Source organism: Bhargavaea massiliensis (assembly GCF_050480245.1).
GTDB lineage: Bacteria > Bacillota > Bacilli > Bacillales > Anoxybacillaceae > Anoxybacillus.
This window is the reverse complement of the sequence record NZ_JBCNEQ010000010.1, coordinates 1-14,279: the sequence shown is the minus strand read 5'-3', so window position 1 is coordinate 14,279 and position 14,279 is coordinate 1. Positions and strand designations below refer to the sequence as shown.

14 protein-coding genes are annotated in these 14,279 nt (G+C 41.1%); all 14 read left to right on the top strand.

Annotated features, from left to right (window positions below; all coding sequences use genetic code 11):
• The first annotated feature begins 60 nt into the window (after positions 1–60).
• The 14 genes from tilS to lysS all read left to right on the top strand — a co-directional run bounded on the left by tilS (position 61) and on the right by lysS (position 14,000).
• A complete protein-coding gene (gene tilS, locus ABEV15_RS02985) occupies positions 61–1,443 on the top strand; it encodes a tRNA lysidine(34) synthetase TilS (protein WP_429630441.1) in 1,383 nt (460 codons plus the stop codon).
• Between the two features lie 21 nt (positions 1,444–1,464).
• Positions 1,465–2,010: a hypoxanthine phosphoribosyltransferase gene (gene hpt, locus ABEV15_RS02980; protein ID WP_009360757.1), complete on the top strand. Its 546-nt coding sequence runs from the start codon at positions 1,465–1,467 to the stop codon at positions 2,008–2,010.
• An 86-nt stretch (positions 2,011–2,096) separates the two neighbouring features.
• Positions 2,097–3,980 (top strand): ATP-dependent zinc metalloprotease FtsH, encoded by a 1,884-nt coding sequence (gene ftsH, locus ABEV15_RS02975; RefSeq protein ID WP_429630444.1) that lies wholly within the window; start codon positions 2,097–2,099, stop codon positions 3,978–3,980.
• Between the two features lie 100 nt (positions 3,981–4,080).
• Positions 4,081–4,854: a type III pantothenate kinase gene (locus ABEV15_RS02970; RefSeq protein WP_429630446.1), complete on the top strand. Its 774-nt coding sequence runs from the start codon at positions 4,081–4,083 to the stop codon at positions 4,852–4,854.
• A 5-nt stretch (positions 4,855–4,859) separates the two neighbouring features.
• Positions 4,860–5,744, top strand: a complete 885-nt coding sequence (gene hslO / locus ABEV15_RS02965) for an Hsp33 family molecular chaperone HslO (protein ID WP_429630448.1) — start codon at positions 4,860–4,862, stop codon at positions 5,742–5,744.
• Positions 5,745–5,824: 80 nt separating this feature from the next.
• On the top strand, positions 5,825–6,751 hold the full coding sequence (cysK, locus tag ABEV15_RS02960; RefSeq protein WP_429630450.1) for a cysteine synthase A: 927 nt from the start codon (positions 5,825–5,827) through the stop codon (positions 6,749–6,751).
• 120 nt (positions 6,752–6,871) lie between these two features.
• On the top strand, positions 6,872–8,272 hold the full coding sequence (gene trpE / locus ABEV15_RS02955) for an anthranilate synthase component I (protein WP_429630452.1): 1,401 nt from the start codon (positions 6,872–6,874) through the stop codon (positions 8,270–8,272).
• A gap of 5 nt (positions 8,273–8,277) precedes the next feature.
• Entirely contained in the window at positions 8,278–8,847 is a 570-nt protein-coding gene (gene pabA, locus ABEV15_RS02950; protein ID WP_429630454.1) for an aminodeoxychorismate/anthranilate synthase component II, read from the top strand.
• 12 nt (positions 8,848–8,859) lie between these two features.
• Positions 8,860–9,729, top strand: coding sequence for an aminodeoxychorismate lyase (gene pabC / locus ABEV15_RS02945; RefSeq protein WP_429630456.1), 870 nt, complete (start codon positions 8,860–8,862; stop codon positions 9,727–9,729).
• A gap of 56 nt (positions 9,730–9,785) precedes the next feature.
• On the top strand, positions 9,786–10,562 hold the full coding sequence (folP, locus tag ABEV15_RS02940; protein ID WP_498852331.1) for a dihydropteroate synthase: 777 nt from the start codon (positions 9,786–9,788) through the stop codon (positions 10,560–10,562).
• On the top strand, positions 10,552–10,914 hold the full coding sequence (folB, locus tag ABEV15_RS02935) for a dihydroneopterin aldolase (protein ID WP_429630458.1): 363 nt from the start codon (positions 10,552–10,554) through the stop codon (positions 10,912–10,914). Before folP ends, folB begins: the two co-directional genes overlap by 11 nt.
• Positions 10,915–10,917: 3 nt before the next feature.
• The gene (folK, locus tag ABEV15_RS02930; RefSeq protein WP_429630460.1) at positions 10,918–11,448 is read left to right on the top strand and encodes a 2-amino-4-hydroxy-6-hydroxymethyldihydropteridine diphosphokinase; all 531 of its coding nucleotides are present in this window, start codon (positions 10,918–10,920) and stop codon (positions 11,446–11,448) included.
• On the top strand, positions 11,448–12,449 hold the full coding sequence (gene dusB, locus ABEV15_RS02925) for a tRNA dihydrouridine synthase DusB (RefSeq protein ID WP_429630462.1): 1,002 nt from the start codon (positions 11,448–11,450) through the stop codon (positions 12,447–12,449). Before folK ends, dusB begins: the two co-directional genes overlap by 1 nt.
• 66 nt (positions 12,450–12,515) lie before the next feature.
• A complete protein-coding gene (lysS, locus tag ABEV15_RS02920) occupies positions 12,516–14,000 on the top strand; it encodes a lysine--tRNA ligase (RefSeq protein ID WP_498852322.1) in 1,485 nt (494 codons plus the stop codon).
• Positions 14,001–14,279 lie beyond the last annotated feature (279 nt).

Genomic DNA, 14,279 nt, shown 5'->3' with positions numbered 1-14,279 from the left:
GAGTATAAGCAATAAGATGTGGTACGATTGTAGAAAACGACGCTTGTTAAGAGGGAGAGTATGTTAGAAATCGTACGTCAGTTTATTGAAAGACATGAATTGCTTGAGAGCGGTACAACGGTTGTTGTTGGCGTGTCTGGCGGACCGGATTCATTAGCATTGCTTCATTTTTTATGGAATGAAAGAGACCGATACGATATTCAAATTGTCGTTGCGCACGTCGATCATATGTTGCGAGGGAAACAGTCCGAAGAAGATATGCATTTTGTGAAACATTTTTGCGCACAACGTAGTATTATATGTGAGGCTACACAAATGAACGTCCAATTATATATGGAGCAAACAGGAAAAGGAGTGCAAGAAGCAGCGCGCGTCTGCCGCTATGCCTTCTTTGAACAAGTGATGCGCAAGTATGGAGCGCGTTACATTGCCTTAGCCCATCACGGAGATGATCAAATTGAAACGGTGTTAATGCGGCTTGTGCGTGGAAGTATATCGAAAGGATATGCAGGTATACCGATAAAGCGGCCATTTGGCAACGGATATATCATTCGCCCTTTTTTATGCATCGATCGGCAGCAAATCGAACAATATTGCCAAAACAATGCTTTGCATGCTCGGCACGACCCGAGCAATGATAAAGACGATTACACGCGCAACCGTTTCCGTCATTACGTTCTCCCTTTTTTAAAACGTGAAAACAATCGCGTTCATGAACATGTTCAGCAGTTTAGCGAGATGTTGAGCGAAGATGAAGCGTTTTTAGAACAATTGACAAAGGAAAAGCTAAAACATGTTGCCGATCAAAAAGAAGGATGTGTCCGCGTTGATATCCCTTCGTTTATGCGTATGCCAAAACCTTTACAAAGGAGAGGGATTCAACTAATATTAAACTATCTTTATGGGAATGTCCCGTCGTCATTGTCTTCTATACATATAAACCAAGCGTTGCTGTTTTTAAAACGGCCACATCCTTCAGGTATGCTTCATTTTCCTAACGGATTAAAAGTCATTCGTCAATATGAGATGTGCGTCTTTACGTTTCAACAAGAACAGACGAGTGAATATGACTTGATTTTGCATGTTCCTGATACACTTACGTTACCAAATGGATGCCAACTGATCAGTAAGTTTGTTGATCGTTACCCTTTCATTGAAGACGATCATCATGTTGTATTTGATGTTGATCAGTTAGCGCTGCCCTTTCGCGTACGAACGCGAAAGCATGGAGATCGTATGAAAGTAAAAGGAATGAAGCATTCAAAAAAAGTGGCGCGCATTTTCATCGATGAAAAAATCCCAGCGAGTGAGCGAGAACAATGGCCAATCGTCGAAGATGCAAACGGAAACATTATCTGGATTCCGGGTGTAAAAAAATCAGTTTATACAGCAACAAATATTACAAAAAATCGCTATATTGTATTACACTATAAAAAGCAATGAATGATGGTAGGAGGAAAGAATATGGGTATGCATCAAGATATGGAAAAAATTTTAATTACAGAGGAACAAATTCAGCAAAAAGTAAAAGAATTAGGTGCATTATTGACAAAAGAATATGAAGGTCGCTTCCCGCTCGCAGTCGGTGTACTAAAAGGTGCTATGCCGTTTATGGCAGATTTAATTAAGCATATAGACACATATTTAGAAATTGATTTTATGGATGTATCGAGCTATGGAAATGCAACGGTGTCATCGGGAGAAGTAAAAATTTTGAAAGACTTAAACACGTCTGTTGAAGGACGCGATGTTCTCATTATCGAAGATATTATTGATAGCGGTTTAACGTTAAGTTATTTAGCCGATTTATTCCGTTATCGCAAAGCGAAATCGATTAAAATTGTGACTTTGCTCGATAAGCCGTCTGGTCGAAAAGCGAATATTGAGGCAGATTATGTCGGTTTTATCGTTCCTGATGAATTCGTTGTCGGTTATGGGTTAGACTATTGTGAGAAATACCGAAACCTTCCTTACATCGGTGTGTTAAAGCCAGAAGTATACAGCAAATAATTTTTTCATGCACATCGTTTGTTTTGGGACGTTTTTCTATGATACTATTGACTATAGCGTGTTTTAAGTGTGGGAGGAGGTAGGAGATGAACCGCATTTTCCGTAATACAATTTTTTACTTACTCATTTTTCTTGTCGTCATTGGTGTTGTGAGCTTTTTAAATGGCGGCAATCAACGTGCAGAGCGGATGACGTACGATGCGTTCATTACCCATCTAGAAAACGGTGATGTAAAGTACGTCTCGTTGAAGCCAGAGCGAGGCGTTTATGAAATTCGCGGACAATTAAAAACGTACGCTGAAGGGCAGTTTTTTACAACATACGTAGCAAACAGCCCGCAAGTTCTTCAGCGAATTGATGAGGCGGCAAAACAGGCGAAAGTAGAAGTGTTGCCTGCGGATGAAACGAGCGGATGGGTGACGTTTTTCACGTCCATTATTCCGTTTATCATCATTTTTATTTTGTTCTTCTTTTTATTAAATCAAGCACAAGGTGGCGGCAGCCGAGTGATGAATTTTGGCAAAAGCCGTGCGAAATTGTATAACGAAGATAAAAAGCGCGTACGCTTTAAAGACGTTGCCGGTGCGGATGAAGAAAAGCAAGAACTTGTTGAAATTGTCGAATTTTTAAAAGATCCTCGTAAGTTTGTCGAGCTCGGCGCTCGCATTCCAAAAGGCGTCCTTCTTGTCGGACCGCCGGGAACAGGGAAAACGTTATTAGCGAGAGCGGTTGCTGGAGAAGCCGGTGTTCCATTTTTCTCTATTAGCGGTTCCGATTTCGTTGAAATGTTTGTCGGTGTCGGTGCTTCTCGTGTGCGTGATTTATTTGAAACGGCGAAGAAAAATGCTCCTTGTATCATTTTTATTGATGAGATTGATGCGGTTGGACGTCAACGTGGTGCCGGTTTAGGTGGAGGTCACGATGAGCGGGAGCAAACATTAAACCAGTTGCTCGTTGAAATGGATGGATTCAGCGGAAATGAAGGGATTATCATTATCGCAGCAACAAACCGTCCTGACATTTTAGACCCTGCTCTTTTACGCCCAGGTCGTTTTGACCGTCAAATTACAGTTGATCGCCCAGATGTGAAAGGACGTGAAGCTGTTCTTCGTGTGCATGCGCGCAACAAACCGCTTGATGAATCTGTTGATTTAAAAGCGATTGCGATGCGTACACCTGGTTTTTCTGGCGCTGATTTGGAAAACTTATTAAATGAGGCTGCACTTGTTGCTGCTCGACGGAACAAGAAAAAAATTGATATGAGCGATATTGATGAAGCAACGGATCGCGTCATTGCCGGTCCAGCCAAGAAAAGCCGCGTTATTTCCGAAAAAGAACGAAAAATTGTCGCTTACCACGAAGCTGGTCATACAGTCATCGGCATGGTGCTTGCTGATGCAGAAATGGTACATAAAGTAACGATTGTACCGCGCGGCCAAGCAGGTGGATATGCGGTCATGTTGCCAAAAGAAGATCGTTATTTTATGACAAAGCCAGAATTGCTTGATAAAATTACAGGTCTTCTCGGTGGACGCGTTGCGGAGGAAATCGTATTTGGTGAAGTGAGTACGGGAGCGCATAATGATTTTCAGCGCGCAACAAGCATTGCCCGTCGCATGGTAACGGAGTTTGGAATGAGCGATAAGCTAGGACCGATGCAATTTGGTCAATCTCATGGTCAAGTGTTTTTAGGTCGCGATTTGCATAATGAACAAAATTATAGTGACCAAATTGCATACGAAATTGATCTTGAGATGCAGCGCATTATTAAAGAATGTTATGAAAAAGCGAAGCGCTTATTAACAGAAAATCGCGATAAACTAGAGCTTATCGCTAACACGTTGCTTGAAGTAGAAACGCTTGATGCGGAACAAATTAAACATTTGTTTGAGCACGGTACGTTACCAAATCGAAATGATGATAAACAAGACGAGATAAAAGTAAATATTCAGACGAAAAAAGAAGAATAAAGGTGTCTCTTTTCATAAGAGGCATCTTTTTTTACCGTCCGCTTAACCGAGTGTGATATGATGAAAAAAGGAACAAATGGTGAACAAGTGGGGATGAGTGATGATTTTTGTATTAGACGTTGGAAATACGAATACTGTATTAGGTGTGTATGACGGAGACGAGTTGAAGTTTCATTGGCGCATTGAAACGAGCCGAAGCAAAACGGAAGATGAGTATGGAATGATAATCAAAATGTTATTGCAAGATGTCGGATTGCGTTTTTCTGACATTGACGGCATTATTATTTCTTCCGTTGTGCCACCGATTATGTTTGCGCTTGAACGAATGTGTACAAAATACTTTCATATCAAACCGCTTATTGTTGGTCCAGGTATTAAGACAGGGCTTAACATTAAGTATGATAACCCGAAAGAAGTGGGAGCTGACCGAATCGTCAATGCCGTAGCAGGCATTCATTTGTACGGAGCGCCGCTTATTATCGTCGACTTTGGCACAGCGACTACGTACTGTTATATTAACGAGCATAAACAATATATGGGAGGAGCTATTGCGCCAGGTATTACGATTTCTACAGAAGCGCTTTATTCTCGAGCTGCTAAACTTCCGCGCATTGAAATCGCTCGCCCAGATGATATTATCGGGAAAAATACAGTAAGTGCGATGCAAGCAGGCATTTTATATGGATATGTCGGACAAGTAGAGGGAATTGTGTCGCGGATGAAACAAAAAAGTACTATTCCACCAAAGGTGATTGCAACAGGTGGTTTAGCATCGTTAATTGCCCATGAATCGAATGTGATTGATATTGTCGATCCGTTTTTAACGTTAAAAGGACTTCAGTTGCTATATGAGCGAAACAAGAAAGGTGAGTGACAGTGATGACCGATTATTTAGTCAAGGCGCTTGCATACGATGGACAAGTGCGAGCGTATGCAGTACGAACGACAGAAACGATTCGTGAAGCCCAACGTCGTCATCAAACGTGGCCGACCGCATCAGCTGCATTAGGCCGTGCGATGACAGCAGGCGTGATGATGGGGGCAATGTTAAAAGGAGATAGCCAAATTACGATTAAAATTGAAGGTGGAGGGCCGATTGGACATATTCTTGTCGATAGTAATGCAAAAGGTCATGTGCGGGGCTATGTATCAAATCCGCACGTTCATTTTGAATTAAACGCTAACGGCAAGCTCGATGTCGCTCGGGCGGTTGGAACAAATGGAACATTAACAGTCGTGAAAGACTTGGGATTGCGCGACTATTTTACAGGACAAGTTCCGCTTGTATCTGGGGAGCTCGGTGAAGACTTTACATACTATTTCGTTTCCTCTGAACAAACGCCGTCATCAGTTGGAGTTGGCGTGTTAGTCAACCCTGACTATACGATATTAGCGGCCGGTGGCTTTATTTTGCAACTGATGCCGGGAACAGAAGAAAAAACAATTGCAGACATTGAAAAAAATTTAGCAACGATTCCACCGATCTCGAAAATGATTGAAAGTGGCTTAACACCGGAACAAATTCTATATGAATTGCTTAACGGAGAACAGAACGTCAAAATTCTCGAGACGATGCCTGTGTCATTCGTTTGCCGCTGCTCGCGTGAGCGTGTAGCGGATGCGATCATCAGCTTAGGTGCGGAAGAAATTCAACAAATAATTGATGAAGAAGGAAAAGCGGAAGCGTCTTGTCATTTTTGTAATGAAACGTACACTTTTTCGGCCGAAGATCTTGAGGAGTTAAAAAAATTAGCAAAACAATAATAAATGATTGACAATTTCGAAAATAACTGATAAATTTATTACAAATTCCATAAAAATACTCGGGATTAGAGGTGGATGAAATGGCACGTGTAGTACAATCCATTACAGAGTTAATCGGGCAAACACCGGTAGTGAAGCTAAACCGCATCGTTGATGAAAACAGCGCAGATGTATATTTAAAATTAGAGTTTATGAACCCGGGAAGCAGCGTAAAAGATCGAATTGCACTTGCGATGATTGAAGCAGCGGAGAAGGCAGGAAAAATTCAACCTGGTGACACGATCATTGAGCCGACAAGTGGAAATACAGGGATTGGTTTAGCGATGGTTGCTGCTGCGAAAGGATATAAAGCGATTTTTGTTATGCCTGATACGATGAGTTTGGAGCGCCGCAACTTGCTTCGCGCTTACGGAGCAGAACTTGTTTTAACACCTGGAAGTGAAGGAATGCGCGGAGCGATTCAAAAAGCGGAGCAGTTGGCACAAGAGCACGGTTATTTTATGCCGCAACAATTTAAGAACGAAGCAAACCCAGAAGTGCATCGTTTAACAACAGGAAAAGAAATTGTCGAGCAAATGGGCGATCAATTGGATGCATTTGTAGCTGGAATCGGAACGGGCGGAACGATTACAGGAGCGGGGGAAGTGTTGCGCCAAGCCTATCCAAACATTAAAATTTATGCCGTTGAACCAGCAGATTCTCCGGTGCTTTCTGGCGGAAAACCAGGTCCACATAAAATACAAGGAATTGGCGCAGGTTTCGTCCCAGATATTTTAAACACATCCATTTACGATGAAGTTGTCACTGTAAAAACGGAAGAAGCATTTGAGGCCGCTCGTCTAGCTGCTCGCCAAGAAGGTATTTTAGGTGGTATTTCATCAGGTGCAGCGATTCATGTAGCGTTACAAGTAGCGAAAAAATTAGGAAAAGGAAAGAAAGTATTAGCGATTATTCCAAGTAACGGTGAACGTTACTTGAGCACACCGTTATATCAATTTGAAGAATAATTCGGCAAGGACATTCTTGCCGAATTTTTTTTCGTGATTGTTTCTATATGTTCGTTGTACAATAAGCGTATGGACTGATGGAGAGGGGTGGCATCTTTGAGCAAGCAAAGGCGACGAACAATGATCAAAAAGGTCACATACGCACAACGTGATTGGTTTTCGCAATATAAAGCCTTATCGCGACAACAGTTGCATCATGTTTTGCTTGAGAGCGGAAGAGATGGTCGATGTAGCATCATCGGTTTGCAACCGTCCGCTGTTGTCATTGGTAAAAATGACAAGTTAACGGTGTGGCAGAAGCATCGTACAGAGACGTTTGAAGGGAATATATTACAATCATTAAAAAAATGGTTTAATCAATGGGAAGTAGAAAACGTGGAGGAAGGCCCAGACTTTCAAGGTGGAGCCATCGGTTATATTAGTTATGACTGCGCGCGTTATATTGAAAAACTCCCTTCGATCGCACGTGACGATTTAAATATGCCTGATTTGTATTTTTTAGTATTTGACGATGTATTTGTTTACGATCATGACGAATCGTCTCTTTATCTTATTACTCATTATGTAGATGGTGAAGAACAACAAGCACGCCAACGCCTTGAGCGATATACGCAACTATGGGCCAATGAATTGGCTGATGTTTCTCGTCCGTTTATTCCAAATTATGAGAAAGAAGAAACGGTGTCTATGAGCGAAAAACAGTTTATGGAAGCTGTCGAAAAAGTGCGTGCGTATATTGCGCAAGGTGATGTCTTTCAAGTAAACTTGTCTGTTCGTCAATCGAAGCGACTGCTTACTCATCCGTTTGCGATTTATGAAAAATTGCGCACATTAAATCCGTCGCCGTACATGGCATATATGCATTTTCCTGAATTTCAAATCGTAAGCGGTTCTCCAGAGCTGCTCGTGAAAAAGAAGGGCGAGTATGTCAGTACACGTCCGATTGCTGGGACGCGATCACGTGGTAAAACAACTCAAGAAGATGAGCAAATTGCCCAGTCATTATTAGCAAATGAAAAAGAACGGGCGGAACATTTAATGCTTGTTGATCTTGAGCGCAATGACCTAGGACGTGTATGTGCCTACGGAACGGTAAAAGTAGACGAGTTCATGGTCATTGAAAAATATTCACATGTTATGCATCTCGTTTCCCATGTTTCTGGGCAACTTGCAGAAGGAAAAGATGCGTTTGATGTCATATCAGCTGTTTTTCCAGGCGGAACGATTACGGGAGCTCCGAAAGTGCGAACGATGGAAATTATCGAGGAGCTTGAGCCTGTTCGCCGCGGCATTTATACAGGTTCGATCGGCTGGATCGGATTTAATGGCGATATGGAGTTAAACATTGCCATTCGAACAATGATTGCGAAAGATGGGCTTGCATATGTGCAAGCGGGAGCAGGAATTGTCATTGATTCTCAACCAGAACACGAATATAAAGAATGTTTAAAGAAAGCATTTGCTTTATGGAAGGCAAAAGAGCTGAGCGAAGAAGAGTATGTACAATTAAGCATGAGGTGAGCCAAATGATTTTAATGATCGATAATTATGATTCGTTTACGTATAACTTAGTCCAATATTTAGGTCAATTAGGGGAAGAACTAGTCGTCAAACGAAATGATGAAGTGACGATTGCCCAAATTGAACAACTTCAACCACATTTTTTAATGATTTCGCCTGGCCCGTGCAGTCCGAACGAAGCCGGCATTAGCATGGAGGCCATTCAATATTTCGCTGGAAAGATTCCGATCTTTGGTGTATGTCTTGGTCATCAGTCGATTGCACAAGTGTTTGGGGGGGAAGTTGTTCGGGCAGAACGTTTAATGCACGGCAAAACATCGTCGATTTTTCATGATGGAAAAACGATTTTTACTCACATTCCTAATCCGTTTGTCGCTACTCGTTATCATTCGTTAATTGTAAAAAAAGAGACATTGCCAGACTGCTTTGAAATTTCCGCGTGGACAGAAGAAGGGGAAATTATGGCCATTCGCCATAAAACATTGCCAATTGAAGGAGTTCAATTTCACCCCGAATCAATTATGACGGAATATGGTTTAGAAATGCTTAAAAATTTTATTACACTATACAGATGAAAGTGATGATGCATGTTTATTTATGTCAACGGGCAAATCGTAAAAAAAGAAGATGCTCGCATTTCTCCGTTCGATCACGGGTTTATGTATGGCCTCGGTTTGTTTGAAACGTTTCGCGTATATGATGGACATCCGTTTTTGCTCGATGATCATTTAGCACGTCTTCATAACGGACTCGAAATGCTAAATATTTCATGTTCTATAACTCGAAATGATGTTTTGCATATCCTTTCTCAGTTGTTGGAGGCAAACGGTTATCGTGATGCGTATGTTCGTTTAAACGTATCGGCTGGAATTGGGGACGTCGGGTTGCAAGTGGAACAATATACACATCCGACGATCATTATGTATATGAAGCCTATCCCGGCATTTGCAGAAGAAAAAGTATGCCAAATATTACAAGTAAGACGCAATACGCCGGAAGGCTCGATTCGTTTAAAATCACATCATTATTTAAATAACATTTTAGGTAAGCGGGAAGTTGGTCATCATCCGAATGTGGAAGGCATTTTCCTTACAAAAGAAGGATTTGTAGCAGAAGGAATTGTTTCAAACGTTTTTTGGGTAAAAGACGGTATAGTATACACTCCTTCGGTGGAAACCGGCATTTTAAATGGTGTAACAAGATTGTTTGTGATCGATTTGCTGCGTTCATGGGGCGTTGATGTGCAGGAAGGATTTTTTTCGCTGCAACGATTCAAGGAAGCGGATGAAATATTTTTAACAAATTCGATTCAAGAAATTGTGCCGGTTTGTCGGTTAGATGATGATATATATCCCGGGAAATGTGGGAAAATGACGGGCCGTCTCCAACGTGCGTACGCATCATTTACAAATCATTTATGGACAAGAGAAGACAGAAAGGATGGGTACGCCAATTGAGCGATGTTATTTATTGCGGAAAGCATAAACTTGATTTACGAAAACAAACGATCATTATGGGAATTTTAAACGCAACCCCTGACTCCTTTTCTGATGGAGGAAAGTTTAATCGTGTAGAGCAAGCGGTTGAACGTGCGAAACAACTTGTAGCTGAGGGGGCGCACATCATTGATATCGGGGGGGAATCCACTCGCCCTGGGGCTGAAAAAGTATCACTTGAAGAAGAATTGCGTCGCGTCATCCCGATTGTAGAAGCGGTTGCTAAAGCGGTGAATGTACCCATTTCGATTGATACGTATAAAGCAGAAGTAGCTAAACAAGCCATTGAGGCGGGCGCGACAGTGATTAACGACGTTTGGGGAGCAAAGGCAGATTCCAATATGGCTCAAGTAGCCGCTTACTATGGTGTACCTATTGTATTAATGCATAATCGTTACGATCGCCATTATAAAGATCTCATTTCGGATATGATAAACGATTTAAAAGAAAGTATTGATATAGTCAAACAAGTTGGTGTGAAAGACGAACAAATTATTATCGATCCGGGGATCGGGTTTGCTAAAACAGTAGAGCATAATTTGGAAGTGATGCGTCGGTTGGATGAATTTTCGGTTCTCGGGTATCCGATCTTGTTAGGAACATCGCGGAAATCATTTATCGGACATGTGCTTGATTTACCTGTTCATGAACGAGTAGAAGGAACAGGAGCAACAGTTTGCCTCGGCATTGCAAAAGGAGCGCATATCGTTCGTGTACACGATGTTTTACCGATGGCTAGAATGGCTAAAATGATGGATGCGATGCTTGGGAAGGGAGGAGAGCATGCGCGATAAAATTTATGTGCAACAAATGGAGTTTTATGGGTATCACGGGGTATTTCCCGAAGAAAATAAGCTCGGTCAACGTTTTTATGTCGATGTCATCATTGAAACCAATTTAAGAAAAGCTGGTGTAACCGACGATTTAAGTGAAACGGTTAACTATGCACATATATATGACATATGTCAAAACATCGTCGAAGGAAAACCGTTTAAACTTATTGAGGCAGTAGCTGAACGAATTGCTGAGCAAATTTTATCCACGTATGCAACGGTGTCATCGTGCACCGTTAAAGTAACGAAGCCGAATCCGCCAATTAAAGGTCATTATGCATATGTAGCGGTTGAAATTACGAGAGGGCGTTAACAAATGAAACACATTGCTTATATTGCTTTAGGCTCAAATGTTGGAGATCGTTTTGCATATTTGCGTGACGCAGTGACGGCGCTAAATAAAGAGGAATGTATGTCGGTTTTAGCGACATCTTCAGTTTATGAAACAGATCCCGTTGGATATGTCGATCAAGATTGTTTTTTAAATATGGTTATCAAAGTGGCTACATCATTATCTCCGTTTGCTTTACTAGCAGTAACGATGGATATTGAAAAACAGTTTGGCCGCAAACGAGAAGTTCGTTGGGGGCCAAGGACGTTAGACCTTGACATTTTGCTATATAATCACGAAAATATTGAAACAGAACAACTTATTATCCCACATCCGCGTATGTTTGAACGGGCGTTTGTATTAATCCCGTTATTTGAAATAGATGAAACGTTGATCATTCCATCTGCTCAACGTCCTTTACGTTTGTATGTTGAACAGTTATCAGATCAAGGAGTTCGTATATGGAAAAAGCGTGAAGCGGTGGAGGAACAATTATTAGGAAAGGAGGGAGTTTAATGTTTAAAATCGGAAATGTGCAAATCAACAACCCTGTTGTACTAGCTCCGATGGCAGGGGTATGTAACTCAGCTTTTCGTCTAACGGTGAAAGAGTTTGGTGCAGGGCTTGTTTGCGCAGAGATGGTTAGCGATAAAGCGATTTTATTTAACAATCCAAAAACAATGGGGATGCTCTATATTGATGAACGCGAAAAGCCGTTAAGCTTGCAAATTTTTGGTGGAGAAAAAGAAACGCTCGTACAAGCTGCTAAATATGTAGATCAACATACGAATGCGGACATTATTGACATTAATATGGGATGCCCTGTGCCGAAAATCACGAAATGTGACGCAGGAGCAAAATGGTTATTAGATCCAAACAAAATTTACGATATGGTCGCAGCTGTTGTCGATGCAGTTGAAAAGCCCGTAACGGTAAAAATGCGAATTGGTTGGGATGAAAATCATATTTATGCTGTTGAAAATGCTCAGGCGGTAGAACGAGCAGGAGGAAAAGCTGTTGCTGTTCATGGAAGAACGCGTGTGCAAATGTACGAGGGAAAAGCAGATTGGAACATCATTAAACAAGTGAAAGAAGCGGTCAACATCCCTGTTATCGGTAACGGTGATGTGCAAACCCCACAAGACGCAAAACGAATGCTTGAGCAAACAGGTGTCGATGGTGTAATGATCGGCCGAGCTGCCCTTGGTAATCCGTGGATGATTTATCGTACAGTCCGTTATTTAGAAACAGGGGAACTCATTCCAGAGCCGTCTGTACGAGAAAAAGTCGAAGTATGTATTTTACATTTGGATCGTTTAATCGCTTTGAAAAACGAATACATTGCTGTGAAAGAAATGCGCAAACATGCTGCATGGTATTTGAAAGGTATTCGTGGAAACGCTAAGGTACGCAATGCGATTAACGAATGTGAGACGCGGGATGAGCTTGTGACATTACTTATGAATTTTGTAGAAGAAGTCGAAGCAAAAGAAAATCATGTCGTAATAGAAGCGTAAAACATACTGTCAGCTCATGCTGGCAGTATGTTTAGAAAAATAAACGGTCATTGGAGTGAACTTATTATGTCGCATGAAGAATTAAACGATCAACTATTAGTTCGTCGTGAAAAGTTACATAAGTTGCGCGAAAAAGGAATCGATCCATTTGGAAAACGGTTCGAACGCACACATAAAGCAGAAGAACTATTTGCGTTATACGGTCATTTATCAAAAGAAGAACTTGAAGAGAAACAAGTTCAAGTTTCTATTGCCGGTCGAATTATGACAAAACGAGGCAAAGGGAAAGCGGGATTTGCACATATTCAAGATTTAACAGGGCAAATTCAAATTTATGTACGCAAAGATGATGTGGGCGAAGAACAGTACGAAATTTTTGATACATCAGATTTAGGGGATATCGTTGGTGTGCGCGGAACTGTATTTAAAACAAAAGTGGGCGAACTTTCTATTAAGGTGCATTCGTATGAAATGCTGACAAAATCGTTGCGTCCGCTTCCTGAAAAATATCATGGGCTTAAAGATATTGAACAACGTTATCGCCAACGATATCTCGATTTAATTATGAATCCAGAAAGTAAAAAAACATTTATTACACGCAGCTTAATTATTCAGTCGATGCGTCGTTATTTAGACCAAAAGGGATATTTAGAAGTAGAAACACCGATGATGCATTCGATTGCTGGAGGAGCGGCAGCTCGGCCGTTTATAACACACCATAATGCTTTAGATATGACATTATATATGCGTATTGCAATTGAGCTACATTTAAAACGTTTAATTGTTGGTGGGTTAGAAAAAGTATATGAAATTGGTCGTGTATTCCGAAATGAAGGTATTTCAACGCGCCACAACCCAGAATTTACGATGCTTGAACTTTACGAAGCGTATGCTGATTATACAGATATTATGAAATTAACAGAAGACATGATTGCTCACATCGCTCAAGAAGTGCTTGGAACGACAAAAATTCAATATGGGGAGTATGAAGTAGATTTAACACCTTCATGGAAACGACTTCATATGGTCGATGCGATTAAAGAATATGTTGGTGTTGATTTTTGGGAGCATATGAGCGATGAGGAAGCGCGTCAATTAGCGAAAGAGCATGGGGTAGAAGTAGCTCCGCATATGACATTTGGTCATATCGTCAACGAGTTCTTTGAACAAAAAGTAGAGCAACATCTCATTCAACCGACGTTTATTTACGGTCATCCGGTTGAAATTTCACCTTTGGCAAAGAAAAATCCTGAAGATCCACGATTTACAGATCGATTTGAATTATTTATTGTTGCGCGTGAACATGCAAATGCGTTTACAGAATTAAACGATCCGATCGATCAACGTGAACGATTCGAAGCGCAATTGAAAGAAAAAGAGCAAGGAAACGATGAGGCGCATGAGATGGATGAAGATTTTATCGAGGCATTAGAATACGGTATGCCACCAACAGGTGGACTAGGCATTGGTATTGACCGCCTTGTTATGTTGTTGACGGACTCACCATCTATTCGCGATGTATTGCTATTCCCGCAAATGCGTCATAAATAATTGCGGGGAAGCTTAACTGGGTGAGGTACTTTTCCTCACTCAGTTTTTCTTAAAAAAACATCTTGCTTAAGGATGATCGAATATGATATATTACTAAACGTCCGTGTTGAAAGTAACACGTAAAAAAGAAAGATAAAAAGTTGTTGACAAGAAAAACAGTAAATGATATATTAAAAAAGTCGCTTAAATAGCGACAAAGAGATGTTCCTTGAAAACTGAACGAAGCGAGAAGCGTACAGAAGCTAAGGATAACTTTTATATGGAGAGTTTGATCCTGGC